The 23,319-nt window shown below is 33.6% G+C and carries 30 protein-coding genes, 1 other RNA gene, 1 pseudogene, 1 riboswitch and 1 other annotated feature; of the genes and pseudogenes, 5 read left to right on the top strand and 27 right to left on the bottom strand.

The annotated features are described in order from the left end of the window. Positions 1 to 22: 22 nt before the first annotated feature. The 15 genes and pseudogenes from ACTQYZ_RS04505 to ACTQYZ_RS04435 all read right to left on the bottom strand — a co-directional run bounded on the left by ACTQYZ_RS04505 (position 23) and on the right by ACTQYZ_RS04435 (position 10,927). Complete coding sequence (locus ACTQYZ_RS04505; protein WP_441416115.1) at positions 23 to 1,651, bottom strand: VaFE repeat-containing surface-anchored protein; 1,629 nt, start codon at positions 1,649 to 1,651, stop codon at positions 23 to 25. Between the two features lie 45 nt (positions 1,652 to 1,696). Beyond that, a pseudogene (locus ACTQYZ_RS04500) lies at positions 1,697 to 2,302 on the bottom strand (thioester domain-containing protein); the annotation flags it as partial. Positions 2,303 to 2,320: 18 nt separating this feature from the next. After that, a complete protein-coding gene (locus ACTQYZ_RS04495) occupies positions 2,321 to 2,548 on the bottom strand; it encodes a hypothetical protein (RefSeq protein WP_441416095.1) in 228 nt (75 codons plus the stop codon). Between the two features lie 301 nt (positions 2,549 to 2,849). Then, positions 2,850 to 3,668, bottom strand: coding sequence for a ParB/RepB/Spo0J family partition protein (locus tag ACTQYZ_RS04490; RefSeq protein ID WP_441416114.1), 819 nt, complete (start codon positions 3,666 to 3,668; stop codon positions 2,850 to 2,852). Continuing rightward, positions 3,622 to 4,440, bottom strand: coding sequence for a ParA family protein (locus ACTQYZ_RS04485; protein ID WP_441416094.1), 819 nt, complete (start codon positions 4,438 to 4,440; stop codon positions 3,622 to 3,624). The genes ACTQYZ_RS04490 and ACTQYZ_RS04485 overlap by 47 nt, the downstream gene beginning before the upstream one ends. Before the next feature lie 195 nt (positions 4,441 to 4,635). Next, positions 4,636 to 5,238: a hypothetical protein gene (locus ACTQYZ_RS04480; RefSeq protein WP_441416093.1), complete on the bottom strand. Its 603-nt coding sequence runs from the start codon at positions 5,236 to 5,238 to the stop codon at positions 4,636 to 4,638. A gap of 385 nt (positions 5,239 to 5,623) precedes the next feature. After that, positions 5,624 to 5,972: a transfer-messenger RNA gene (gene ssrA, locus ACTQYZ_RS04475) on the bottom strand. 2 nt (positions 5,973 to 5,974) lie between these two features. Then, positions 5,975 to 6,454 carry an SsrA-binding protein SmpB gene (gene smpB, locus ACTQYZ_RS04470; RefSeq protein ID WP_441023028.1) on the bottom strand — a complete coding sequence of 160 codons (480 nt, stop codon included), beginning with the start codon at positions 6,452 to 6,454 and terminating at the stop codon, positions 5,975 to 5,977. A gap of 7 nt (positions 6,455 to 6,461) precedes the next feature. Continuing rightward, positions 6,462 to 7,121 (bottom strand): PAQR family membrane homeostasis protein TrhA, encoded by a 660-nt coding sequence (gene trhA, locus ACTQYZ_RS04465; protein ID WP_441023026.1) that lies wholly within the window; start codon positions 7,119 to 7,121, stop codon positions 6,462 to 6,464. 19 nt (positions 7,122 to 7,140) lie between these two features. After that, positions 7,141 to 8,025 (bottom strand): polyprenyl synthetase family protein, encoded by an 885-nt coding sequence (locus ACTQYZ_RS04460; protein ID WP_441416092.1) that lies wholly within the window; start codon positions 8,023 to 8,025, stop codon positions 7,141 to 7,143. Position 8,026: 1 nt separating this feature from the next. After that, positions 8,027 to 8,254 carry an exodeoxyribonuclease VII small subunit gene (xseB, locus tag ACTQYZ_RS04455; RefSeq protein ID WP_441023022.1) on the bottom strand — a complete coding sequence of 76 codons (228 nt, stop codon included), beginning with the start codon at positions 8,252 to 8,254 and terminating at the stop codon, positions 8,027 to 8,029. Then, a complete protein-coding gene (gene xseA, locus ACTQYZ_RS04450) occupies positions 8,244 to 9,461 on the bottom strand; it encodes an exodeoxyribonuclease VII large subunit (protein ID WP_441416091.1) in 1,218 nt (405 codons plus the stop codon). Before xseA ends, xseB begins: the two co-directional genes overlap by 11 nt. 83 nt (positions 9,462 to 9,544) lie before the next feature. After that, positions 9,545 to 9,943 carry a transcription antitermination factor NusB gene (gene nusB / locus ACTQYZ_RS04445; RefSeq protein ID WP_441023018.1) on the bottom strand — a complete coding sequence of 133 codons (399 nt, stop codon included), beginning with the start codon at positions 9,941 to 9,943 and terminating at the stop codon, positions 9,545 to 9,547. Between the two features lie 23 nt (positions 9,944 to 9,966). Continuing rightward, positions 9,967 to 10,335 (bottom strand): Asp23/Gls24 family envelope stress response protein, encoded by a 369-nt coding sequence (locus ACTQYZ_RS04440; protein ID WP_441023016.1) that lies wholly within the window; start codon positions 10,333 to 10,335, stop codon positions 9,967 to 9,969. A gap of 91 nt (positions 10,336 to 10,426) precedes the next feature. Continuing rightward, positions 10,427 to 10,927, bottom strand: a complete 501-nt coding sequence (locus ACTQYZ_RS04435; protein ID WP_441023013.1) for a DUF6512 family protein — start codon at positions 10,925 to 10,927, stop codon at positions 10,427 to 10,429. A 146-nt stretch (positions 10,928 to 11,073) separates the two neighbouring features. On the opposite strand from ACTQYZ_RS04435, the gene ACTQYZ_RS04430 reads away from it, so the two are divergent. Beyond that, entirely contained in the window at positions 11,074 to 11,577 is a 504-nt protein-coding gene (locus ACTQYZ_RS04430) for an ECF transporter S component (protein WP_138269436.1), read from the top strand. 57 nt (positions 11,578 to 11,634) lie between these two features. On the opposite strand, the gene ACTQYZ_RS04425 is transcribed toward ACTQYZ_RS04430, so the two are convergent. The 5 genes from ACTQYZ_RS04425 to minD all read right to left on the bottom strand — a co-directional run bounded on the left by ACTQYZ_RS04425 (position 11,635) and on the right by minD (position 15,778). Beyond that, the gene (locus ACTQYZ_RS04425) at positions 11,635 to 12,450 is read right to left on the bottom strand and encodes a DUF1002 domain-containing protein (protein ID WP_441023011.1); all 816 of its coding nucleotides are present in this window, start codon (positions 12,448 to 12,450) and stop codon (positions 11,635 to 11,637) included. A 159-nt stretch (positions 12,451 to 12,609) separates the two neighbouring features. Beyond that, positions 12,610 to 13,125 carry an O-acetyl-ADP-ribose deacetylase gene (locus ACTQYZ_RS04420; RefSeq protein ID WP_441023009.1) on the bottom strand — a complete coding sequence of 172 codons (516 nt, stop codon included), beginning with the start codon at positions 13,123 to 13,125 and terminating at the stop codon, positions 12,610 to 12,612. Next, a complete protein-coding gene (locus tag ACTQYZ_RS04415; RefSeq protein ID WP_441416090.1) occupies positions 13,106 to 14,620 on the bottom strand; it encodes a 4Fe-4S dicluster domain-containing protein in 1,515 nt (504 codons plus the stop codon). Before ACTQYZ_RS04415 ends, ACTQYZ_RS04420 begins: the two co-directional genes overlap by 20 nt. Positions 14,621 to 14,714: 94 nt before the next feature. After that, entirely contained in the window at positions 14,715 to 14,978 is a 264-nt protein-coding gene (locus ACTQYZ_RS04410) for a cell division topological specificity factor MinE (RefSeq protein WP_138269431.1), read from the bottom strand. An 8-nt stretch (positions 14,979 to 14,986) separates the two neighbouring features. Beyond that, a complete protein-coding gene (gene minD / locus ACTQYZ_RS04405; protein ID WP_441023006.1) occupies positions 14,987 to 15,778 on the bottom strand; it encodes a septum site-determining protein MinD in 792 nt (263 codons plus the stop codon). A 278-nt stretch (positions 15,779 to 16,056) separates the two neighbouring features. Next, positions 16,057 to 16,231: riboswitch (Lysine riboswitch) on the top strand. Positions 16,232 to 16,313: 82 nt separating this feature from the next. Here minD and ACTQYZ_RS04400 point away from each other — a divergent pair. The 4 genes from ACTQYZ_RS04400 to dapD are packed head-to-tail and all read left to right on the top strand — an operon-like array spanning position 16,314 to position 19,712. Next, positions 16,314 to 17,327 carry an aspartate-semialdehyde dehydrogenase gene (locus tag ACTQYZ_RS04400; RefSeq protein ID WP_441023004.1) on the top strand — a complete coding sequence of 338 codons (1,014 nt, stop codon included), beginning with the start codon at positions 16,314 to 16,316 and terminating at the stop codon, positions 17,325 to 17,327. A 1-nt stretch (position 17,328) separates the two neighbouring features. Beyond that, positions 17,329 to 18,210, top strand: a complete 882-nt coding sequence (gene dapA, locus ACTQYZ_RS04395) for a 4-hydroxy-tetrahydrodipicolinate synthase (RefSeq protein WP_441023002.1) — start codon at positions 17,329 to 17,331, stop codon at positions 18,208 to 18,210. A gap of 10 nt (positions 18,211 to 18,220) precedes the next feature. After that, positions 18,221 to 18,970: a 4-hydroxy-tetrahydrodipicolinate reductase gene (dapB, locus tag ACTQYZ_RS04390; protein ID WP_441023000.1), complete on the top strand. Its 750-nt coding sequence runs from the start codon at positions 18,221 to 18,223 to the stop codon at positions 18,968 to 18,970. Positions 18,971 to 18,980: 10 nt separating this feature from the next. Further along, positions 18,981 to 19,712 (top strand): 2,3,4,5-tetrahydropyridine-2,6-dicarboxylate N-acetyltransferase, encoded by a 732-nt coding sequence (gene dapD, locus ACTQYZ_RS04385; RefSeq protein ID WP_441022998.1) that lies wholly within the window; start codon positions 18,981 to 18,983, stop codon positions 19,710 to 19,712. Between the two features lie 103 nt (positions 19,713 to 19,815). Here the strand turns inward: dapD and rplL are convergent, their stop codons facing one another. From rplL to rpmG, 7 genes are all read right to left on the bottom strand, one after another. After that, positions 19,816 to 20,190 carry a 50S ribosomal protein L7/L12 gene (gene rplL / locus ACTQYZ_RS04380; RefSeq protein ID WP_138269425.1) on the bottom strand — a complete coding sequence of 125 codons (375 nt, stop codon included), beginning with the start codon at positions 20,188 to 20,190 and terminating at the stop codon, positions 19,816 to 19,818. 46 nt (positions 20,191 to 20,236) lie between these two features. Beyond that, positions 20,237 to 20,758, bottom strand: coding sequence for a 50S ribosomal protein L10 (rplJ, locus tag ACTQYZ_RS04375; RefSeq protein ID WP_329385191.1), 522 nt, complete (start codon positions 20,756 to 20,758; stop codon positions 20,237 to 20,239). Positions 20,759 to 20,769: 11 nt separating this feature from the next. Further along, positions 20,770 to 20,894, bottom strand: a sequence feature (ribosomal protein L10 leader region). A gap of 63 nt (positions 20,895 to 20,957) precedes the next feature. Next, positions 20,958 to 21,647, bottom strand: a complete 690-nt coding sequence (rplA, locus tag ACTQYZ_RS04370; protein WP_441022996.1) for a 50S ribosomal protein L1 — start codon at positions 21,645 to 21,647, stop codon at positions 20,958 to 20,960. An 80-nt stretch (positions 21,648 to 21,727) separates the two neighbouring features. Next, positions 21,728 to 22,153, bottom strand: a complete 426-nt coding sequence (rplK, locus tag ACTQYZ_RS04365) for a 50S ribosomal protein L11 (protein ID WP_138269422.1) — start codon at positions 22,151 to 22,153, stop codon at positions 21,728 to 21,730. 26 nt (positions 22,154 to 22,179) lie between these two features. Further along, positions 22,180 to 22,731, bottom strand: coding sequence for a transcription termination/antitermination protein NusG (nusG, locus tag ACTQYZ_RS04360; RefSeq protein ID WP_441022993.1), 552 nt, complete (start codon positions 22,729 to 22,731; stop codon positions 22,180 to 22,182). A gap of 12 nt (positions 22,732 to 22,743) precedes the next feature. Then, entirely contained in the window at positions 22,744 to 22,983 is a 240-nt protein-coding gene (gene secE / locus ACTQYZ_RS04355) for a preprotein translocase subunit SecE (protein WP_329385183.1), read from the bottom strand. Positions 22,984 to 22,994: 11 nt separating this feature from the next. Further along, positions 22,995 to 23,144, bottom strand: a complete 150-nt coding sequence (gene rpmG, locus ACTQYZ_RS04350; RefSeq protein WP_007049596.1) for a 50S ribosomal protein L33 — start codon at positions 23,142 to 23,144, stop codon at positions 22,995 to 22,997. Between the last annotated feature and the right edge of the window lie 175 nt (positions 23,145 to 23,319).

The following is a 23,319-nucleotide window of genomic DNA, read 5'->3' as shown; positions in this document are numbered from 1 at the left end:
CCCTTATGCTAATCCACAATCTCTATTTCTTCTTTCTCTTCTGTACATATTCGTTTACAAGAATACCCGATCCGATAACAGTCATTGATGCTGCAAGTATAATCCAAAGCAGCATGTGAAAGCTGTCGCCTGTCTTAGGTACGTCTGCCTTAGGTGCAGCAACCTTTATCATCTGATCCTTATCGTCCTTATCCTTATGCTCTGCAACCAGCTTTCCGTCAAGTCTAAGATCTTCAAATACAGTGATGTCTGAATCTCCGTATTCTGAAGCATCAAAGGTAAGCTCTGCCTTTACAGTGCCGTCTGCAGCTGCTGCGGTAAACTCCTTTGTAACCTCGGTTCCGCGGATCTTCTTTCCGTCCCTTGTGTGCCATGTGGTAAGGGTATACTTTTTGTCCGCAAGGAGCTTCTCGTAGGAAATTTCATCCGTGATTTTCTGATCCTTCTCGGCCTTGATGATATTGGTTTTGCCCGAAGCATCAGTTGCCTTTGTACCGATCTTAGGGATTACAACGCTCTGGCCTTCGTCATTGATGTCCTCATGGCCTGCGACCTCTGTCTCGGTCTTGGCATCATATACCTTTTCAAATACAACCAGCTCGGTTCCGGAAAGGCTGCTTCCATCGAATATGAATGTAATATCAGCGGTTCCCTTCTCCTTTGACGGAGTGAAAACCTTCTCTGAGGTTACAGCCTTACCGTTTACAGTTACCGGCTCTCCAGTCTCCTTGTCCATCAGGGTTCCCGCAAGTCTGTATGTCTTGCCCGGTGTGAGACCTCTGTACTTTACAGTATCGATGATTGTAACCCTGTTATCTGCAAGTGAGATGTGATTACCTGTATCGCTGTCCTTTGCGGTAGTACCGATGCTTATTACATCATCTGTCACTGTTCCAAGGTTTACTTTCATATTGTCTCTGTAGATTCTAAACTCAACGTTTTCTGCAAGCTTAAGGCCCTTGTTGCCCTCGCCTCTTATCTCATCAAGAGTGTAGTAGTCGTAAAGGAGTGCTCCCTTTTTGTCATCAATGGCATCAATCTCGCCAAACCAGAGTCCGCTTTCGGCTGTTCCTCCGTTAGTATCCTCCTTGTGGGAATTGAAGCCCGATGACATGTCGATCATTCCGTTCTCGTTTGTGCAGACAATATGACTCTCGCCTGTTGTTTTTGAGGTTATCTTAAACTGCACTCCCGGAAGTCTTGTCATGGTTCCGTCCTTTACCTTTACAAGCTGGATGTCACCACGCTTTATCTGCTCTGCAACTTCATCGTTTGTTCCGATTACAGGCGTATTAAAGGTGTTTACAGTCTCTACTGTTTCACTTCCCTCTTTGATTTCAGCTGTGTAGATTTTGCTGTTAAGAAGATAGCCTTCAGGTGCCTTAACCTCCTGAATGGTTACTGTTCCGAGCGGAAGGCATATACTGCCCTTGCTGTCCAGGTAAAATGCTGAATTTTCAAAGCTCATGTCAAGATAAGCATCTGTAAGCTCTGCCTTTCCCTCTGAATCGGTAATGACTCTCCAGGTTCTGTCTAAGTTCTTACCTCCATCCTTGTGTTTGTAATACTTAATCTCATATACAGCACCGGAAAGCTTTGCTCCTCCCTGAGGCTCTGCCTTTCCTGTCTCGGCATCACCCTTCTGAAGCATGAGGCTTACAGGATTGTTCTTTGGTACCTCAGATACGCTGACATTTGTAATCTGTTCATTCTTTACCGTGCAGTTATGGCTCTCAGTATCAACCGCAAAGCCCTTTGATGCATCCATTTCCTTAATCACATAGTCAGCTGCGAGAACGTTATCCAGTGTGCATGCTCCGTCCGCATCGGTTGTCATCGTGTAGCAGAGCTTGCCCTTGCAGCATACGCCGTATTTTGCACCCTGAAGCGAGTAGCTTTCCGAGCCCTCTGATATCTCACTGCTTGAGGATGCCTTCTTAAGCTTAATTGTTCCGACATCATTAAAGGAGCCGAGGATATCCTGCCTGCCGTCGTTTCTGATTCTAAACGCCCTGTAGTTTGCAGGGGGATCCGGAAGAGTCTTGATATATTCATAGAGACTCTTTACATTGTTCTTCCACGAATCACTGAGTCCCCTGAACGGATCTGACTCCGCACTAGTTGTCTTGTCATAGGCAATCGAGATGATAATGTGAGTCAGTGCATACGCATCATCCTCACCATCCCACTGACCGCTAAGCTTCTTGTTCGTGTATTCTTCAAAGCCCGGGCCGCCGAGTCCGTAGTACAGACACTTGGCAAGCATCGAATCAAAGTCGATGAAGTTGTACGAATAGGTTCCTGCAGAAGGCGCCGAAAGCTAAGGCTGCGCACAGAACACCGGATTGTCCTTATCAACTGCGTAGAAGTAATGGGTGAAGTGAGATGAATAATCTATCACTCTTCCCACCTTAAGAGTGATGGTTCCGTCTGCCGCAAAAGCTCTCTCGGGAAGTGCCGCGCCAAACACCGAAAACATCATGGCGACAAGCATCAGTATCGCGACGGACTTCCTTCTGCCGTTTGCTGTTACTTTGTCTTTTGTCATGAAATTTGTTCCTCCTTTCCATGCAAAAGACGGCTCTCGCAGGGGCTGATAATTCCCCGTGCAAAAGCCACCATATGAAATACTTTGCTTTACTATCTACGGAAGAGAGATAACCTACGGAAGTATTAATACCTACGAAAGAGAAAGGTAATGTCATATATTCTCTTCCTCCGAAGGTAATTGTCATCTTTCTAGATCTCTCTGTTTTCTCAGATACCTTCCGTAGTGCTCAATAGTCTTTAAGATATATTCCCCCCTCTCGCTAACAGGAAGATCTCTTGGAAGAATCTTTATTGTTCTTTCATCCCGCAGGATTACCTTCTCTCTGGTTAGGCTTCTCCTCCTGCATGATGGCTGATATCACCTCAGGTGTCAGCTTGTCCTGCTTAAAGAGTCCCTTCATGCGCACCGCCTGGTCGTGAGACGGAGTACATGCCTCCATCTCAATATTGTCAAGAAGTTCCTTCTGAAGATCCTTTGGAAGATATGAGATCTCTACCGCAGGTCTTAGAGCAATCTTGCCTTCATCGACCATTTCAAGGAGCTGTGGAATCAGTTCAGTCAGGCGGATATATCTCCTTATATTGTCTTTTCCTTCTCCAACTTGTGATGCAAGTTCTACATCAGCTCGCCCTAAATTAGTCGCCACTGGCGACGCATTTTTCGTTGGTCGCCCTGCTTGACGCTTCATCGCATCCAGCCTCATCTTGTAAGCAAATGCATTCTCGCTCGGAAGAATTGTCGTTCTCTGCAGGTTGCTGTCGCACATGAAAATAGTTGCGGCATCTCTGTCCAGCTCAACGATTTCACATCTGAGAGTATCCATGCCAAGAAGCTGACATGCTCTCCATCTTCTGTGACCTGACAGCATCTCATATCTTCCGTCTTCTTTTTTCCTTACTGTAGCAGGAGTAAGGACGCCGTTTTCTCTGATGCTTTCCACAAGATTCATCATGTCCTCATCGTCCTTCACCTTATATGGATGCTCTGGGAATTCGTCAATCTCATCAAGCGGAATCTCGTGAATCCTTGCAAGCTTTGCATCGTCTCTCATCTCCTGGGTTGTGAACATATCATCTACAGTCCCTAAAGTGAACCTTGGCTTTTTCTCTTGCGGCATCACCAATCACCTCCTTTGCAAGTCCTGCATACGCTCTTGCCACCTCGCTTTTGGGCTCATACTGAAAGATGCTCACGCCCATTGCAGAAGTCTCTGCCGCCTTGATTCTCATGGAAATCTGATTGGTGTAGATCCTGAGTCTCGGATACATCTGGCGTATCATCTCAGAAACCTCTGAAGCAAAGGTCGTTCTTTCATCGACAAGGGTCATCAGCACGCCGTCTACCTTAAGAGATGGATTAACATATTTCTGCACCTTGCCGACAGTCTTTAGAAGCTGCTCCATACCTTTGGCTGGCAGATAATGGGACTGTACGGGAATAATGACTGAGTCTGCAGCAGAAAGTGCATTGACTGTAATCATGCCAAGTGAAGGCATGCAGTCGATAATGACAAAGTCGAAGTTCTTTTTAACCTTATCTACATATCCCTTAAGTACTCTTTCCCTGTTCATAGTTCTTACAAGATTCATTTCCATGGCAGAAAGATCAAGATTAGCCGGAAGCAAATACACCCCGTCCTTACTTTCAAGCAGGCCTTCTCTCCAGCTGAAGGCTTCATCATTGATTGCCTTGGTCATCATATCAGACACAGTAGTCTCAAGTGAGTCTGTCCTTGCAAAACCAAGACAGGTAGACAGATCAGCCTGCGGGTCCATATCTATGGCAAGAACCTTCTTCCCTTCCATGGCCAGATCCGCACTTAAGCTTGCTGCAGTAGTTGTCTTGCCCACGCCGCCCTTCTGGTTACAAATAGCTATTACCTTGCTCATCCTCGTCCTCCTTTCGCAGTAATAAAAAAGCAGCATCATCTCTGACACTGCATGTACCTGCTAAGCTATTCGTAGCCCATTCTTATATTCTATTTTTATCTCCACAAACTGGAATTTAGGGGGCTGTTACCGATGACATTAGCAACATATGATGTTCTTCACCAATGAAATGTCATCGGTAAATTGAGATTTAACTTATTTAAAGCTCCAGTTAGCATATATCTCATCATGGTAATTCGGATAAGTCACATATGTGATTTCTTTTTCCTTCTGCTCTATAAGATCATACAGCTTACAATCCGAAAGGACTGTGCAGAAAGATATTTCTTCAGCTTTGCATCTCTCTATAGATTCTTCAGTAATTCCCTCATATCTACGCTTGTTGTCTATTACAACCATGACTTTTCCTACGCAGTGGCGGAATGCCGGCGTTATCACGGTTGTCTTTCTATCTATACAAGCTTTTTCACTTAACATAGTCTCCATTTCCTTATACCGTTTTACCCAGTCAGAAATTGCAACAGCTGCAGCATTTATCTCTACTGATTCATCCAGATAAAACCAGTCTGATATTCCGGTATCATCATTAAGACGATCAACGTCAGCCTTTATCGTATCCAGGTATGCTTTAAATGGTGTGTCGTTCAAAACTAATCCGAAAGATGTGATTCTGATATACGGTTCTGAAAAACCTTCCGGCAGTCTGCCTTCCCCTTCCATAAAATCCTGAAATGTTTTTTCTATTTCTGCACGTGCATCTGCAATTTTCTGTTCTTTTGATTTAAATAGTTTAAACATTGTATGCGCCCCTTTCTTCAAGTGCATTACACAATTCAATCTTACTTTCTTTAGTTTGAAAAGATATTCACAAATTCCGATTTACACTTCCATTATAATTCCCATTTCCCATCTCGTAAACGCAAACCTTTCGGCAACAGTAGGAACACTTGCTGTCAACTCTGCTCACTCTCGCCTGATTCAAAGGAGTCGAAGTCCTCACATTTCATCCCCAATACCATCAAAAAAACTCCTGTTTCATCCCCAGTTTCAGTTGTCTGAGATAATCTGAAACTGGTCTGAAATGATATTTGAAAAGGCACTGAAGCCTTGATGCTACTGGGGTTATCGTTCAAAACCGCTGGAAATAAAAGAATCTAGGCATTTTCTACCTAGGTCTAAAAAATGGTGGAGATGGGGGGAATCGAACCCCCGTCCAAAACCAGCTAAATTAAACTTTCTCCGAGTGCAGTTTATCTTAAATTTTAACCTAATAATATAAAACAAACAAAATTATATAAGGCGAGCCTTAATTAATACTATACATTGTCAAGACACCCAATATATAGGTCCCTGCGAAAGTGTGACAATCGTTATATTTCTTGCAGGTCAGAAATACACGACCGCGCTGCAACTAGGCAGCGAAAGATAATCTATTGTTATCGTTTATTTTTTAATTTGCTTATTTTAAAGATGTTAAGCTCATCTACTCGCTTATTTAACCTCACTAACCCTGTCGAAACCATTGCATCCCCGTTTATCTATAACTATTTTTAAGGTTTCTAGCTATATCACGTTTTGCATCTTTTTCTTTAAGACTTTCTCGTTTGTCATAAAGCTTTTTTCCTTTACAAACAGCGATATCCATTTTAACATAACTTTTACTAAAGTGCAAATTTAAAGGGATTAAAGTATATCCATCTTTTGTAAGATAGTCCTTTATTTTCCTTATTTCCCTTTTATTTAAAAGCAGCCTTCTTTCTCTTAAAGGATCGACATTATTTCTGTTACCAAATTCATAAGGACTTACATGCATACCAATTATATATATTTCATTTCCTTTAGTAACATTTGCATAACTATCTTTTAAATTAACTTTACCGTTTCTTATTGATTTTACTTCCGTACCTTTAAGCTCAATGCCTGCTTCATATTTTTCTATAATAAAATATTCAAAATTTGCCTGTTTATTTCTGGCAATTATTTTTTTATCTTCTTTATTTTTATTTGCCCCCATATTCTACCTACATACCTATAATATTAAATAAAATTGCAAAATAATGTAATATAGTGCCTGCCAAAACAAATAAATGCCAAATAGAATGCATGTATATATATTTAGTCAAACAATAAAATATTACACCAACAGTATACATCAATCCTCCTAAAATTAAAAGAACCAATGTTAAAAACGAGACAGCCTCAACCAAAGGTTTTATTGCAAAAACAACAGCCCATCCCATAATTAAATATAAAACTAAAGATATTTTTTCAAATTTCTTTAAATTGATTGCATTTAAAACTATACCTACTATTGCACTTAACCATATAACAACAAATATATACCATCCAACACTTTCTCTTAATGTATATAAAGTAAAAGGTGTATAAGTACCAGCTATAAGTAAAAATATTGTACAATGATCAAATACTCTAAAAATTTCTTTTACACGATGGTTCTGAAAAGAATGATATAAAGTAGATGCAAGATATAAAGAAAACATACTTATGCCATAAATAATGCTTCCAATTACAGCCCACATATTAGCATACATCGCACTAAGAACTATTAAAACGGCACAGCCTGCCACAGCAAAAAATACACCTACACCATGAGATACAGAATTAAATATTTCTTCCCCTAGTGTATATCGTTTTATTACATCTTTTTTTTCGTCACTCATAAATTTTCCTCTTCTCAAATTAATTTTTTCTGCTTGATAGATAAATAGCAAGATTTCTTAAAAAATCTGCACTTTCATCAAAACATGAAAGACTGTCAAGAGCAATATTTAAAAGCTGTTCTACTTTTTCATATGATTTCTCCAATCCATAAACATATGGATATGTCATTTTATTTCTTTCCTCATCCATTCCAACATTTTTACCTAAAGTTTTACTATCAGAAACAACATCCAATATATCATCAACAACTTGAAACATTAGACCAATGGAAGAAGCATATTTATTAAAAGATCTCATCTTTTCTTCGTCTGCCCCACCAATAATTGCTCCACTTAAAACACATGCTCTAAGAAGTGCTCCAGTTTTATTATCATGTATAAAATCGAGAGTTTCACTATTAGGTTCCTTACCTTCACTTATCATATCCATTACTTGGCCTGCAACCATACCATTAATACCTGCAGCATCGGCAATAACTTCCATTGCATCTACATATCTTGTTATATTTTTAGCCTTTTTACAATTTTTAATCATTGTTTCATATGCAAGATTTAATAAACTGTCTCCTGCAAGAAGAGCTGTCGCTTCACCATATAATACGTGATTTGTTGGTTTTCCTCTTCTTAATTCATCATCATCCATGCATGGTAAATCATCATGAATAAGAGAGTATGTATGAATCATTTCTATTGCAGCCATTAAAGGATAAGCTTCCTTTACATCTCCCCCAACAGCTTTGCATGATTCCATTAAAAGTATAGGTCTTATTCTTTTTCCGCCGACAAATAAAGAATAATTAAAACTTTCAAATATAATTGATGGTTTACCTTCTTTAACAGTATATTTATTTAAAATATCTTCAACAAAAATCTGTTTTTCTTTTAATTCTTTTTTTATATCCATTTTAGGCCTCTTCAAAATCTTTAACTAAAGCTTCATTATCTTTTTCTTCTACAAATATTTTTACTTTCTTTTCAGCATTTGAAAGTTCTTCTCTAAGCTCTTTTATTAACTTTCCAGCTTCGTCATATAATTTAACACTATTATCTAATGTTATTTTAGATTCTTCCATTAAACTGCTTATTTCTTCAAGCCTTGCCAATTTTTCTTCAAAAGTTTTTTTACTGCTCATTTTCTTCTCCTTCAATCTCTTCTACTGCAGAAATCAAATTACCGTCTTTCATTCTTATTTTTATTTTATCATTTATATTTACATCATTTATTGAAGTAATAACCTGATTTTCTTTTTCCACTACCACAAAACCTCTATCTAGAATACTTTCAATAGAAAGAGATTTTATCAATTTCTCAAGAGAATCTAATTTTTGTTTTTGTAAATTAATTTTATTTATATACGATATATCTATTGAATCTTTTAAACTATCTACATACTGCTCAATATTTTCAATATAAGCATTTGGTCTTTTTATTACAGGTTTATTTATAACATTATCAATTCTCTGTTTATATACATTTATTAAATTAAGTAGGCTATTAGCAATATTTTTTTCAAATTTATCAATGGATAAAAGAATATTATCCAAAGGTTCACTTACAATTTCACCGGCAACAGATGGTGTTGGAGCTCTAAAATCTGCCACAAAATCACATATTGTAAAATCCGTTTCATGTCCTACTGCAGAAACAACCGGAATTTTACTATCATATACTGCCTGAGCAACGACTCTTTCATTAAAAGCCCATAACTCTTCTATACTGCCTCCGCCTCTACCTGTTATAATAACATCAGCAAGATTAAGCCTGTTTATATTGTAAATCATTTGAGCAACATCTTCTCCGCTTCCCTGCCCCTGTACAAGAACAGGACAAACGATTATCTCAATATTTTTATTTCTTCTTTTTATAACGCTTATTATATCCCTTATTGCCGCTCCCGTTTTGGATGTTACAACCGCAACTTTATTTACAAATTTAGGTATAGGTTTCTTTTTATCAGAATCAAAATATCCTTTTAATTTTAGTTCCTCAAGTAATTTATTATATTCTTCATATAATCTTCCTATACCCTTTTTCTTCATACTGCGTACGTATAATTGATAATTACCGTTCTTTTCAAAAACAGACACATTACCCTCTATTATTACTTTCATGCCATCCATAGGCTCAAAATCTAGAGAATATGTGTCTGATCTAAACATAACGCAGTTTATTTTTCCTTTATTATCTTTTATTGAAAAATATAAATGTCCCGAAGAATGTCTTTTATAATTTGAAACTTCTCCTTCGACTTTTAAATTTGACAATAATTCATCATAATCAAGTAAAGTTTTAATATATCTATTTACATCCGTAACGGTCAAAATTACATTATCAATCATTTTAACCTCTCTATGTATTCAAAACCATATTATCTAGTATTGAATACTATATTATAATATATCAAAATACAAGTCAATATATTTTAAATAACTTTTTTATAAACACTGTTTAAAAGCCCATTTACAAAACTTGCTTCTTTTTCATCAGAATATGTATGAGCTAAACTAACAGCTTCATTTAATCCAACTAAAGCAGGAATATCATCATTATACATAATTTCAAAAACACCAAGTCTCAAAACAGCTATTACATGATTTGAAAGTCTTTCAAACTTCCAACCTTTTAAATTTTCTTTTATTATTCCATCAATTTCATCAAGATTTTCTAATATACCTTTAATGGTTTTTTTTGCATACTCCCCTTGAGTTCCTTTTAAACCATTATCTATAATCATTTGTTCATATCTTTCATTAAAATCATCATGGAAACTCATTTGAAAAATAATTTTATATACTAAATCTCTTGCTACGTCTCTTTTCAAAATTTAACCCCTTTAAAATATATTTAACATTCTAATCCTTCAATATATATATTAACTTGAATTACATTGTATCCTGTCATAGATTCAACAGATTGTTTAACTTTTTTCTTAACTTCATCTGTTAAATTAGGTATTATTGCTCCATATTTTATAATTAAAGAAATATCAATAATAATTTTATTACCACTTATTATTGTTTTTACACCTTTTCCAACATTCTTTTTACCAAATATTTCTCCAATATCTATACCGCCATATAGACCGCTTATACCATCAACTTCTCTTGTAACAAGTCCTACTATTGAAGTTATCACATTATCACTTATATTTAACTCATCACCTTGTTCTAAGGTTTCTCTTAAAGTAATGTTTTCATCAATATTTTTGCTCATAATTGTACCTCCTTTTCGAGAAATAAACATATACATATTAGTAACTCAATTATAACATTATTTTATTTTATTTCAAATAATTAATGAAAATTTAAATATCCATAAAAATTGGTGTATTTAAAGGATTATATGAAAAATAAACAAGTATTATTCCAAGTAAAATAATGCTCATTATACTTATTAATTTTACTTTAACTTTATCATTTTGTTCATCAAGCAAAATTTTATAACTAAAACTTTGACTTATACCTACACAAATCAAAACTAAAACAAAATAAAAAATAGTATTCATTACACCAAACATATTTTTAAAAGTATAAAAAAACATTGGAATACTAAAAACAAGAATATATGTACTTATTGCTTTTGCAAGAAAAAAATTATCATTATACTGAATTTTACAAATCATTTCTATAATCATAAAAAACATATAAGAAAAATATACAACTTTCATTTGCTCCAACATACTATTATTTCCTGCACATATAAATTTAAAGAAATCAAACTCAGTAAGAAAATATAAATTTGATAATAAAAAAACAAATAAAGTAATAAAAATAATCCCAAATCGTTCAACTTTTATAAGTTTCATAACATTACCTCCCTTTTATACAAATAATATATAAAAAGATGTATAAAAATAATGTCGTTTTAAAATAGAAATGAAACTTTATTATTGAAAATTTAATAATGTAGTATTAAAATAAAAAATAATTGTGATCTGACAGGAGGGAAAATATGACCAACAAAAAAACATTAAATATTGTTCTTACGGGAGTAATGGCAGCGTTTATATATATTGCAACATATATAAATATAAGACTCCCAATTTCATTTACAGACGGCGGACTTATACATTTAGGAGGAGCAGTTCTTGTTATTGCAACTTTTCTTCTTATGCCTGTTGAAGCAGGACTTGCGGGAGCAATAGGTATGGGACTTTTTGATTTATTAAGTCCTTATGCTGTATGGGCACCATTTACTTTCGTAATAAGACTTGTTCAAGGAATTGTTGTTTCTAAAATATTATTAAAAGGCGGAATTTCTAAAACAGTATTTGCCATGATAGCTTTTACCATAATAGGAATGGTTGGATATTATATGGCTGAAGCTTTTATTTATGGCAACTGGATTGCACCAATGGCGTCAATGCCCGGAGAATTTATCTCTGATATGGTAGCAGTTGTAATTGGCGTTCCTGTAGCAAAAATATTAATGAAATATAAAATAAGTTACAAATAAAAAAGCACATATAATGTGCTTTTTTTACATAATTATCTAATATTAACTTTTTTATTTTTAGTTAAATAATCCTTTAAAGAAATTTACTATTTTATCCCAAATACCAAGATCAGCAAATTGATTTGAAATATTTTTAAGTTCATCCATTACTCCGCTAAAATCAACATTTTCTAAACTTCTAACTAAATCAAGAAGTTGATCTAATTGTTCATCTGTAAGAGAAATGTTCATTCCATCAGCAATATTTTTTATTTCTTCTTTTGCCTGTTCATCATCCATATTTTTAAAATCATCTATAGATAATTTTAATTCATTTACAAGCTGAGAAGCATTTTCACTTCCAATATCATCAGATAATTCACCTGTTGTAACAAGTTCTTCAGTGGCAGCTTCTTTTGCTTCTTCTGAAACTGTTTCACCACTCATTTGTTCATATGCTTTATAAACTCCTGTTAATGCTGCAGTACCTGAAACTTCAAATGGCGCTGCAATAACAATTTTTGCATCTTTAATACCAACAGTTAAAAGTGCATTTTGATATATGTCTTCTGTTAGCCAGTTTATATTATGAAGTTCAATATCTAAACCAGCACCTTCATTTTGTGTTTCAATATAAATAGAAGATATACTGTTTGAACCTATTCTTGATGGATCAACATCTTGTAGATATTGTTTTTCATCATCATGAGTTACAGTAACTTCATCTACACTTCCTTCACTAACGCCAAAGTAATCATAAACTGTCTTTCTTTGGCTCTCATTTAAATCTCCTCCGATAGCAACCATCTGTTTACCAGATTCTATCGCGAAAACATTTGATAATGGTACCATTATCATCATAATTGATAAAACAATACTTAATATTTTTTTCATATTCTACTCCATTAAATTTTATTTCGATTTCAACATGATACCACAAGTTTCATGTTATTACCATGTTTTTAATAAAAATATAATAATTTAAATAATATAAAACTACTAAAATCTTTTGGATGTAAAATATTTATTTTAAGTAAAAAATTAATTACCAGCTTATCTAGTATATTTCTCTAATGCATTTTTATAATACTCATAAGTATTATTATCAAAACAAACCATTATAACTTCTTCAATTGAATTGTTTTTCTTAAGAAAATTCAATATAGTCTTTATGGCAATGTCACTTGCTTCTTTTAATGGATAAGAATAAACACCAGTACTTATTGAAGGAAAAGCAATTGTCTTTATTTTATTTTCAACTGCAACTTTAAGAGAATTTTCATAAGCATTTTTAAGAAGTTCACTTTCGTTGTTATTTCCTCCCCTATAAATTGGCCCAACAGTATGAATAACATATTTCGAATGAAGATTATATCCTTTTGTTATCTTTGCCTCTCCTGTTCTACATCCATTAAGAGTCCTACATTCTTCTAAAAGCTCCCTTCCTGCAGCTCTATGAATTGCACCGTCAACACCTCCCCCTCCAAGAAGAGAGGTGTTGGCAGCATTTACTATTGCATCTGTTGTTTCTTTTGTAATATCCCCTATTTTAATGTTCAACTTTGACATTTTCTTCTCCGATTTCTTTAATATATTCATTTTCATATGCTTCTTTGGATTTGGCTTCATTTTCAAAAGATTTTATTCCTTTTTCTGCTTTTGTTTGAGATATCAAAGTACCCATTCCTCCAACACAACCTCCTGGACATCCCATTCCTTCAAGTAAATATCCGTCTCTCTTACCCTTTTTTGCAAGCGTTAAAATCTTTTTACAGCCATTAAGTCCGTCAGCTCTATCATTTGGCACTTCAAGTTCAGGATCAAATTTCTTAATTGCTCCTATAATAGCTTTGCTTACACCACCTGAATATCCATACCCTCTACCTGCTGCTGTTGCATCTTCCATATGTTCACCTTTTAAGTCGCTTACTTTTATTCCTTTTGCTTCAAACATTCCATACACTTCTTCAAATGTTAATACATAATCTACATCGCTCTTTACGCTTCTTCTGTTAGCTTCCAATTTCTTTGCACTACAAGGTCCAATAAATACAATCTTTGAATCTGGATACTTTTCTTTTATTATTCTTGCACATGCAACCATAGGTGTAAGAGCAGGTGAAACATAAGGAGCAATATCAGGATAATCTCTTTTTGCCATAACTGCCCATGAAGGACAACATGAAGTTGCAAGGAAAGGTTCTTTACCTGTTTTAACTTTTTCAATAAAATGCTTTGCTTCCGCAACAGCCCCCATATCAGCACCAAGAGCTACTTCAACAACATCATAAAATCCTAGTTTAATTAGTGCTTCTTTTATTTTTTCAGGACTTGCATCAATTCCAAACTGTCCAACAAAAGCAGGAGCAATTTCTGCTATAACTTTTTTATTGTTTTGAATTGATTTTATTGTTTGATAAATTTCTGATTTATCACTTACTACACCAAAAGGACATGAAATAATACATTGCCCGCAAGAAACACATTTATCATAATCTATTTTTGCATGACCTTCATCATCACTTATATAAGCATTTACTCCACAAGCTGCTTTACAAGGTCTATCATATTTTACAATTGCATTATAAGGACAGGCAGCCACACATTTACCACATCTAATACATTTATCTTTATTAATTACACTTTTACCATTTTCAAAATATATTGCATCAACAGGACAAACTTCACTACAAGGATGAGCATAACAGCCTCTACAATTATTTGTTACAAAAACTGTATTTTCTTCACACTTCATACAAGCATCAGTTACAACATTTACAAGAGGAAGATTTAATACGTTCTTTTCATTTTTTATATTCTCAATATCTTTTTCTTTATTATATGGATTACTTTCGGTTGTAGCATCAAGCCCAAAAGCAAGTCTTAATCTTTCCAAGATTAAAAACGTTTCTCTCTTTTTATCAGTTATTTTGTTATCTTCTTCCATGACAATTTTTTTTGCTAAATTTTCTAAATCAATATCTAAATTTTCATATGCTACTTTTGCAACTTCTTTAAAAACTTTTCTTCTAATATCAACGATAGGGGTAAATATTTCTTTCATTACATTTCTCCTTTTTTTCTTATTATAATTTATTTTTAACATTTATTACAAAATTAATAGAAAAAAATAAAAAAAGAGATGAAATACATCTCTTTTAATTTTTAATAACCATAAGCGAAACCAGAACATTTTCTTCTTTTTTTTCTTTACCAAGTTTCATTTTTGTAAGATAAGTTTTGCTTCTTCTTTCATCTACCATAAAATATTCATTTACAACGCAAAGAACTTCTTTTTTTACCATCTCCAATTTATCATTTGTTATATTTGTTCTTTCTTTCATTAGAATATTTTGAAGTCTTTCTTTTGCTATATCTTTACTTTTATTTTCATCTGTTTTATCCCTAAAAAAATCAAACATATCTCCTCCTAAAATCCAAGACTATGAACAAGCCTTTTTACCAAATTTTCTTTCTTTACAATATTTCTTATTGGTATTTCTTCCCCTGTTATTCTTTTTGCTATGCCCATATACGCTTGTCCTGTTATTAAATCTTCTTTTCCCGCAACCGGCTCACCTCTATTTGAAGAAATAACAATTTCTTTTTCATCAGGAACAATTCCAATAAGTTCTATACCTAAAATATCCAAAATGTCATTTGTATCCATCATCTGACCCTTTTTCATCATATCTTCTTTTGCTCTATTAATTATTAATTTTGTATTTTCTATTCCATTTACATCAAGAAGGGATATTATTCTATCAGCATCTCTAACTGCTGAAACTTCGGGAGTGGTTACAACTATTGCTTCTTTTGCACCGGCAACCGCATTTTGAAAACCTTGCTCTATTCCTGCAGGAGAATCAACTATTATATAATCAAAAGTATTTTCAAGTTCTTTACATATTTTTCTCATTTGAGTTGGTCTTATTGCCGTTTTATCCTTTGTTTGCGAAGCCGGAAGCAAGTATAATCCATCATAACGTTTATCTTTAATAAGCGCCTGTTTTAATCTACATCTGTTTTCAATTACATCAATAATAGTATAAACAATCCTGTTTTCAAGCCCCAATATTACATCTAAGTTTCTAAGTCCTATATCAGCATCTATAACAACAGTCTTTTTCCCCAGTTTACTTAAGGATACACCAATATTTGCAGTAGATGTAGTCTTTCCGACTCCTCCTTTTCCCGATGTAATAACCAAAGTTTTTCCCATTTTTATGTTCTTCCTCTTTTCGCTTTTTTTATAAATAATAGCAATCTTATTTAAAATTTTTTGTCTTTATTTGTTAGTAAAATAAAAAATCAATGTAACAAAAAATAATTATGAAAATATTATGAAAAAAGCAAATAAATTATATTTAAAACATTATTCAAAAAAAGATTTTATAAATTTAATTTTCAAATATAAAACTACATCAAAACTATAATAAAATGCTTGCAATAAAACACATTTATTACTATAATAAAAACAATAGAATTTATATATCATAGTGTTAAAATAGAGGTGCAAATTTTATCAGTAATTTATTGGATATAGGTAAATATAAGTGAAAATAAATGAAAGGGAAATTTGCCGAGAATTGGCACTTTTTACCGGGTGTCTTTTCGGGCTTAATGTTAAGAGCATTAAGACTGTCATCGGGTTTGATGGAGTGCTATTCACTAATACTGATTTATTTACGTATTATGAGTCGCATTGTCGACTTTTATTTTTTATAACACTATAAAAAATATTTAGGAGGATTTTTATGGGAAAATACAATGTAGCTGTTGTTGGTGCAACAGGTGTTGTAGGACAAAAAATGATTGAAGTACTTGAAGAAAGCAAAATTGATGTTTATAACTTTTACCCTATGGCATCAATAAGATCAGCAGGAAAAAAAGTTAAATTTAACGGAAATGAATATACTGTAGAAGAATTAACAGAACATTCTTTTGACAAAGATATCGACTTTGCATTATTTTCAGCAGGCGGAGGAACAAGTTTAAAATATGCACCTATCGCAGCAAAAAACGGAGTTGTTGTAATTGATAACTCTTCAGCATGGAGAATGGATGATGAAGTACCTTTGGTTGTACCTGAAGTAAATCCAAAAGATGCTTTAAAAAACAAAGGAATAATCGCAAATCCAAACTGCTCAACTATCCAAGCAATGGTAGTTTTAAAACCTCTTCATGATGCGTATAAAATAAAAAGAGTAATCTATTCTACATATCAAGCAGTTGCAGGTTCTGGACTAAAAGGAATAAAAGATCTTGAAGAAGGAGTTAAAGGCGGTAAAAATGAATTTTACCCTGTTCAAATCGCATATAACTGTCTTCCTCATATTGATGAATTTACAGAAAACGGATATACAAAAGAAGAACTTAAAATGGTTAATGAAACACATAAAATTCTTGGTGACTACGATGTAAAAGTTACTGCAACAACAGTAAGAGTACCTGTTTTTGTAGGTCATAGCGAAAGCATCAACCTTGAATTTGAAAAACCTTTTGACCTTGAAGAAGCAAGAGAATTATTAAGAAAAGCTCCTGGCGTAATAGTAAAAGACGATATTTCAGTTCCAGAATACCCTACTGTACTTGATGCAGCAGGTGGAGATGAAGTTTACGTTGGAAGAATAAGAAGAGACTTTTCTGTTGAAAGCGGAATGAACTTATGGTGTGTAGGTGATAACATCAGAAAAGGCGCTGCATCTAATACAGTTCAAATCGCTGAATATTTAATTAAAGAAGATTTCTTTGGAAAGGAAAATAATTAATATGTCTATTTTTAAAGGTGTAAGTACTGCTTTAGTTACTCCATTTGATGAAAATAATAAAGTAAACTATAACGTACTTGAAGAACTTATTAACTCACAAATAGAAAATGGGATTAACGGTCTTGTAATTTGTGGCACAACAGGAGAATCTCCAACAGTTACCGATGAAGAAAAGGACCAAATTTTCAAAGTTTCAAATGAAGTTATAAACGGTAGAGTTCCTTTTATTGCAGGAACAGGAACAAACAATACAAAACATGTTCTTCATTTAACAGAAATAGCAGCAAAAAGAGGTGCTGATGCTGTTTTAATCAATAACCCTTATTACAATAAATCAAGTGATGAAGGAATTTATAAAAGTTATGAATATATAAGCGACAGAGTAGATGTACCTATTATTGTTTATAACGTTCCATCAAGAACAGGTAAAAATATATCTGCATCACTTGCTATTGAACTTACTAAAATAAAAAACGTAAAAGGTTTTAAAGAAGCAAGTGGAGACTTATCTCAAGTTGCAAGAATAATGAAAGATTTACCTGAAGATGTAGAATTATATTCAGGAAATGATGACCAAATTATGCCTGTCCTATCTCTTGGAGGAGATGGTGTAATTTCAACATGTTCAAACATTATTCCTAAAGAATGTGTAGCATTAACAGATGCATTCTTTAATGGAGATATAAAAACAGCAATTCAAAAACAACTTGATATCTTACCAATGTGCGATGCATTATTCTGTGAATGTAATCCAATCCCTGTAAAAACTGCCATGAAAATAATGGGACTTAATACAGGTGATATGAGACTTCCTTTAACAGAGCTAACAGGAAGTAAAAGAGATTTATTAGAAAAAACATTGAAAGAATATTCTTTAATCTAAGAGGCTAAATATGATAAAAGTTATGATAAGCGGCTTTAACGGAGCCATGGGACAAAATGTAAAAAACATAGTCGAAGGATATGAAGATATGAAAATCGTATGCGGATTTGATAAAAACATAAAAGGAAATGAAGAATATCCTATATATGATTCCTTTGATAAAATAAAAGAAGATATAGATGTTGTAATAGATTTCTCTCATTTTAGTCTTGTTGACAGTTTAATAGACTTTTGTGTTAAAAACAATATTGCACTTGTATGTGCTACAACAGGTCTTGATGAAGATACAAACAAACATTTAGATGAAGCAAGCAAAACTATACCTGTATTTAAAACAGGAAACTTCTCTTATGGCATAAGCGTTGTAAGCAAAATGCTTGAACTTGGCGCTAAACTTCTTTGTGAAGATTTTGATACCGAAATAATAGAAAAACATCACAACAGAAAAGTAGATGCTCCAAGTGGAACAGCTTATATGCTTGCAGATGTAATAAAAGAAAATTCAAATAAAGAACTTGAATATAAATTTTCAAGATATGGTAAAGATGTTAAAAGAGAAAAAAGCGATCTTACAATACACGCTGTAAGAGGCGGTACTATTGTAGGAGAACATGAAATAATCTTCGCCGGAGAAGATGAAATAATAGAAGTAAAACATACAGCATTATCAAGAAAAGTATTTGCAGTGGGAGCAGTTAAAGCAGGCAGATACATATATGATAAAGGAAATGGATATTTCCAAATGAATGATATAATTTAAGGAGAAAATAATGGATAACGCTAAATTAAAAGAACAATTTGACTTAACAAACCCTTATGAAATCGCTAAATACATTAAGGCTGCACAAAAAAGTACACCTATAAAACTTTATGTTAAAGGTGATTTAGTAGAAAACATGCTTGAAGGACTTGAATATTACGGAACACAAGGTTCTTATATTGTATTTGGAGAAAAAGAAGAGGTATTTGACTTTATTGATAGCAACAAAGACAGAATATCAAGCTATAGAATGGAATATGACAGAAGAAATTCAGCTATTCCTATGATGGATACAAATGAAGTTGAAGCAAGAATTGAACCAGGTGCAAACATCAGAGAAGGTGTACAAATTGGTAAAAATGCCGTTATAATGATGGGTGCTACAATAAATATCGGAGCTGTTATCGGCGAAGAATCTATGATTGATATGAATGCAGTTCTTGGTGCAAGAGCAACAGTAGGTAAAAGAAGCCATATTGGTGCTGGAGCAGTTCTAGCAGGAGTTTTAGAACCACCATCAGCAACACCTGTTATTGTTGGAGATGATTGTATGATAGGCGGAAACGTTGTAGTTTTAGAAGGTGTTAAAATAGGAAACGGAAGTGTTGTTGCAGCAGGAAGTGTTGTAACAGAAGATGTTCCTGAAGGCGTTGTAGTTGCAGGTGCACCTGCTAAAATCGTAAAACAAAAAGACGATAAAACAGAAGAAAAAACAGAACTTCTTGATGATCTTAGAGGTTAATAACTTAAAAATATAAGACGGATTTAATTCCGTCTTTTTTTATTATCATCAGTTTATAAAAAAAAGACCACATAATTGTGGTCTTTTAAAATTATAATCTAAACTATTTAAGTTCGATTTGTCCGCCAACTTCTTCGATTTTAGCTTTAATTTCTTCAGCTTCTTCTTTGCTAGCGCCTTCTTTGATAGCTTTTGGAGCGTTATCAACGATTTCCTTAGCTTCTTTAAGTCCTAAACCTGTTACTTCTCTAACAGCTTTAACAACTTTAAGTTTAGAATCACCAGCAGCTGTTAAGATTACATCAAATTCTGTTTGTTCTGCAGCACCACCAGCAGCACCAGCATCACCAGCAACTACTACTTGTGCAGCAGCAGCACTTACACCAAATTCTTCTTCTAAAGCACTAACTAATTCAGATAGTTCTAAAACTGACATAGATTTTACTTCTTCAATAATTTTATCAAATTTTTCACTCATTTTAATTTTCTCCTATTTATTTTCTTATTTCTTTAGCTAGACAAAACTAAGCGCTTGCTTGTTCGTCTTCTTCCATTTTTTCTTTGATAGCATTGATAACACATGCAAAGTTTGAAATTGGAGCTTGTAAGCTTCCAAGCATTTTTGCAAGTAATGCTTCTCTTGATGGTAATGTTGCGATTTTTTGTAATTCTTCTAATTTAGCTACACTACCTTCGATTACACCGCCTTTAATTGTTAAGCATTCTAAAGCATTGTCTTTAGCAAATTCGCTAACAACTTTTGCTGGTGCAACAACATCTTCGTCACAAAAAGCAACTGCTGTACTTCCTTTTAATACGTCAACAAGTTCATCGTATCCACATTCTTTTGCAGCAAATCTAAGGAATGTATTTTTGTAAATTTTGTAATCTACGTTTAATTCTCTTGCTTTTGCTCTGAATGCAGTATCTTGTTCAACATTAATACCTTTATAATCTACTAAAACGAAAGCTTCTGCATTTTTCATTTTTTCAACTATTTCGGCAACAATGGCTTTTTTGCTTTCTAAAATAGCTTCTGATGACACGACATTTCCTCCTATTCATAAAAAATACTCTTTCCGCAAGTTAAGAAAGAGTATTAGATAACTCCACTTCTTAACCTCGGCAGGATTGTTACGGATTATATCCCCCTGCTGTCTGCGGTATATATTAAAAGGTTAAAACCCTTTAATTATCGTGAATAATTAATATTTAATTTTTAGCTAATATATTATACTATATCAATTAGAATTTTGCAACAGAAAGTTTTACTCCAGGAGACATTGTGCTTGATAAAGTAACACTTCTGAAATATTGTCCTTTTGCTGCAGCAGGTTTTGCTTTCTTGATAGCATCGATTAAAACATTTAAGTTTTCTTCGATTTGTTCTTCACCAAAGCTTGCTTTACCAATAGCAACGTGAATAATGTTTGATTTATCAAGTCTGTATTCAACTTTACCTGCTTTAATTTCATTTACAGCTTTATCAACATCAAATGTAACAGTTCCAGATTTTGGGTTAGGCATTAAACCTTTAGGTCCAAGAACTCTACCTAATCTACCAACAACACCCATCATATCAGGTGTAGCTACAACTGCATCAAATTCGAACCAGCCTTCTTTTTGAATTTTGTCCAAATATTCTTCTGCTCCAACATAATCAGCACCAGCAGCTTTAGCAGCTTCAGCTTTTTCACCTTTAGCAAATACTAAAACTCTAACTGTTTTTCCTGTTCCGTGAGGAAGAACAATAGCACCACGAACTTGTTGGTCAGCATGTCTTGAGTCAACACCAAGTTTAACATGAAGTTCAATTGTTTCATCAAATTTAGCTGTTGCCATTTTTTTAACTAATGCTACAGCTTCATTTACATCATATAATTTACCTTGTTCAATCATTTCTTTTTTTGCAAGATAATTTTTACCTTTTTTCATTAATATATATCCTCCTGTGTGGTTACAATTTAAATACTTATTTACCTCTCCCACATATATACGAGATAAATAAACAGTTATTATTCTTCTACAGTAATACCCATACTTCTTGCTGTACCTTCGATCATGCTCATAGCAGTATCAATATTAGCAGCATTTAAGTCAGGCATTTTCATTTCAGCAATTTCTTTAATTTGATCTTTAGTAATTTTACCTACTTTGTTTTTGTTAGGTTCTCCACTACCTTTTTGTAGGTTGATAGCTCTTTTAATTAATACTGGAGCTGGTGGAGTTTTTGTAATAAATGTATATGAACGGTCTTGATATACACTGATTACAACCGGAATTATAAGACCGGCTTGTGATTCTGTTTTTGCGTTAAATGCTTTACAAAAGTCCATGATATTTACACCATGTTGACCAAGTGCAGGACCAACTGGTGGTGCTGGTGTAGCTTTTCCAGCAGGAATTTGTAATTTTATCATTCCAACAATTTTCTTTGCCATTTTTTATTCTCCTACTTTTCTTTCAATTAAAATTTTCTTACTTGTTCAAAATCCAATTCAACAGGTGTTTCTCTGCCAAACATAGATATATTAACTTTTAATTTTGCCTTATCGAGATTAATTTCTTCGATAATACCGGTATAATTTTCAAAAGGTCCGGATAAAACTTCAACTTCATCTCCAACCTTAAGGTCTGTCGTCACTGTTTCTTTTTCAATTATGCCAAGATTTCTAAGTTCTTCTTCCGTTAAAGGTACTGGTTTTGATGCTGGGCCAACAAATCCTGTTACACCTCTGGTATTTCTTACGATATACCAAGCATCATCAGTCATGTACATTTTTACCAAAACATATCCGGGAAATACTTTCTTTTCAACAACTTTTCTTTCTCCGTTTTTTGTTTCTTCAACTTTATGCATAGGCACTACAACTTCTTCAATAACATCAGACATATTCCTACGAATAACTGCAGCTTCGATATTTTCTTTAACCTTGTTTTCGTATCCTGAATAAGTATGTGCTACATACCAAAGTGCTTTAGTGCTATCACTTTCAATTTGTTTAACATTTTCACTCATAATTTTTACCTACTACAAAAGACCTCTTAATAATCCTAAAACAGTATCTAAACCCCAAATAAATATTGTAAGTATTCCGCAAATAACAATTACAACAATTGTTTGCTTTATAAGTTCATCTTTAGTTGGCCATGTAACTTTTTTTAGTTCTACACTAACCCCTCTAAAAAATTCAGAGATACCTTTTATCCATCTTAAAAGAAAAAATTCTTTTTTCTTTGTGGCTTTAGCATTTTTCTTACTGTTTGCCATAACCATACTCCTTATTTTGTTTCCTTATGATTAGTATGTTTCTTGCAAAATCTACAATACTTTTTAAGTTCTAATCTCTCTTTTGGATTGTCTTTATTTTTCATTGTATTATAGTTTCTTTGTTTACACTCTTCACATGCAAGTGTTACTTTTACTCTCATTATTTACAACCTCCGCTGTATTACTTGGTGAAGCTTTATATCTACAGGACTTAATATAAAACTTCGATGCAAATCACTCTCTATAATGGAGTCCACATCATTATCAAGAATAAATTTGCAACATTAAAAAAAGGCTTTTTTGCCTTTAGCAATCATAAGTATACCATAATAAGAA

The sequence above is a fragment of the Anaerofustis sp. LCP19S3_F7 genome (assembly GCF_052119445.1).
Classification (GTDB): domain Bacteria; phylum Bacillota; class Clostridia; order Eubacteriales; family Anaerofustaceae; genus Anaerofustis; species Anaerofustis butyriciformans.
The sequence above is the reverse complement of the archived record's forward strand: the minus strand, read 5'-3'. Positions and strand labels throughout refer to the sequence as shown.

Excerpts from the sequence above, each read along its gene's own strand:
- ACTQYZ_RS04410 (WP_138269431.1), bottom strand. The coding sequence starts at position 14,978 with ATGTTTGATTTTTTTAGGGATAAAACAGATGAAAATAAAAGTAAAGAT.
- ACTQYZ_RS04420 (WP_441023009.1), bottom strand. The coding sequence starts at position 13,125 with ATGTCAAAGTTGAACATTAAAATAGGGGATATTACAAAAGAAACAACA.
- xseA (WP_441416091.1), bottom strand. The coding sequence starts at position 9,461 with ATGATTGATAATGTAATTTTGACCGTTACGGATGTAAATAGATATATT.
- ACTQYZ_RS04505 (WP_441416115.1), bottom strand. The coding sequence starts at position 1,651 with ATGCTTCAGAAGGGTGATGCCGAGACAGGAAAGGCAGAGCCTCAGGGA.
- dapD (WP_441022998.1), top strand. The coding sequence starts at position 18,981 with ATGGATAACGCTAAATTAAAAGAACAATTTGACTTAACAAACCCTTAT.
- ACTQYZ_RS04425 (WP_441023011.1), bottom strand. The coding sequence starts at position 12,450 with ATGAAAAAAATATTAAGTATTGTTTTATCAATTATGATGATAATGGTA.
- smpB (WP_441023028.1), bottom strand. The coding sequence starts at position 6,454 with ATGGGGGCAAATAAAAATAAAGAAGATAAAAAAATAATTGCCAGAAAT.
- ACTQYZ_RS04460 (WP_441416092.1), bottom strand. The coding sequence starts at position 8,025 with ATGGATATAAAAAAAGAATTAAAAGAAAAACAGATTTTTGTTGAAGAT.
- trhA (WP_441023026.1), bottom strand. The coding sequence starts at position 7,121 with ATGAGTGACGAAAAAAAAGATGTAATAAAACGATATACACTAGGGGAA.
- ACTQYZ_RS04485 (WP_441416094.1), bottom strand. The coding sequence starts at position 4,440 with ATGAGCAAGGTAATAGCTATTTGTAACCAGAAGGGCGGCGTGGGCAAG.
- rpmG (WP_007049596.1), bottom strand. The coding sequence starts at position 23,144 with ATGAGAGTAAAAGTAACACTTGCATGTGAAGAGTGTAAACAAAGAAAC.
- ACTQYZ_RS04430 (WP_138269436.1), top strand. The coding sequence starts at position 11,074 with ATGACCAACAAAAAAACATTAAATATTGTTCTTACGGGAGTAATGGCA.
- nusG (WP_441022993.1), bottom strand. The coding sequence starts at position 22,731 with ATGAGTGAAAATGTTAAACAAATTGAAAGTGATAGCACTAAAGCACTT.
- secE (WP_329385183.1), bottom strand. The coding sequence starts at position 22,983 with ATGGCAAACAGTAAGAAAAATGCTAAAGCCACAAAGAAAAAAGAATTT.
- rplK (WP_138269422.1), bottom strand. The coding sequence starts at position 22,153 with ATGGCAAAGAAAATTGTTGGAATGATAAAATTACAAATTCCTGCTGGA.
- rplA (WP_441022996.1), bottom strand. The coding sequence starts at position 21,647 with ATGAAAAAAGGTAAAAATTATCTTGCAAAAAAAGAAATGATTGAACAA.
- ACTQYZ_RS04495 (WP_441416095.1), bottom strand. The coding sequence starts at position 2,548 with ATGACAAAAGACAAAGTAACAGCAAACGGCAGAAGGAAGTCCGTCGCG.
- ACTQYZ_RS04480 (WP_441416093.1), bottom strand. The coding sequence starts at position 5,238 with ATGTTTAAACTATTTAAATCAAAAGAACAGAAAATTGCAGATGCACGT.
- dapA (WP_441023002.1), top strand. The coding sequence starts at position 17,329 with ATGTCTATTTTTAAAGGTGTAAGTACTGCTTTAGTTACTCCATTTGAT.
- rplL (WP_138269425.1), bottom strand. The coding sequence starts at position 20,190 with ATGAGTGAAAAATTTGATAAAATTATTGAAGAAGTAAAATCTATGTCA.
- ACTQYZ_RS04440 (WP_441023016.1), bottom strand. The coding sequence starts at position 10,335 with ATGAGCAAAAATATTGATGAAAACATTACTTTAAGAGAAACCTTAGAA.
- ACTQYZ_RS04435 (WP_441023013.1), bottom strand. The coding sequence starts at position 10,927 with ATGAAACTTATAAAAGTTGAACGATTTGGGATTATTTTTATTACTTTA.
- ACTQYZ_RS04400 (WP_441023004.1), top strand. The coding sequence starts at position 16,314 with ATGGGAAAATACAATGTAGCTGTTGTTGGTGCAACAGGTGTTGTAGGA.
- minD (WP_441023006.1), bottom strand. The coding sequence starts at position 15,778 with ATGGGAAAAACTTTGGTTATTACATCGGGAAAAGGAGGAGTCGGAAAG.
- xseB (WP_441023022.1), bottom strand. The coding sequence starts at position 8,254 with ATGAGCAGTAAAAAAACTTTTGAAGAAAAATTGGCAAGGCTTGAAGAA.
- dapB (WP_441023000.1), top strand. The coding sequence starts at position 18,221 with ATGATAAAAGTTATGATAAGCGGCTTTAACGGAGCCATGGGACAAAAT.
- ACTQYZ_RS04490 (WP_441416114.1), bottom strand. The coding sequence starts at position 3,668 with ATGCCGCAAGAGAAAAAGCCAAGGTTCACTTTAGGGACTGTAGATGAT.
- ACTQYZ_RS04415 (WP_441416090.1), bottom strand. The coding sequence starts at position 14,620 with ATGAAAGAAATATTTACCCCTATCGTTGATATTAGAAGAAAAGTTTTT.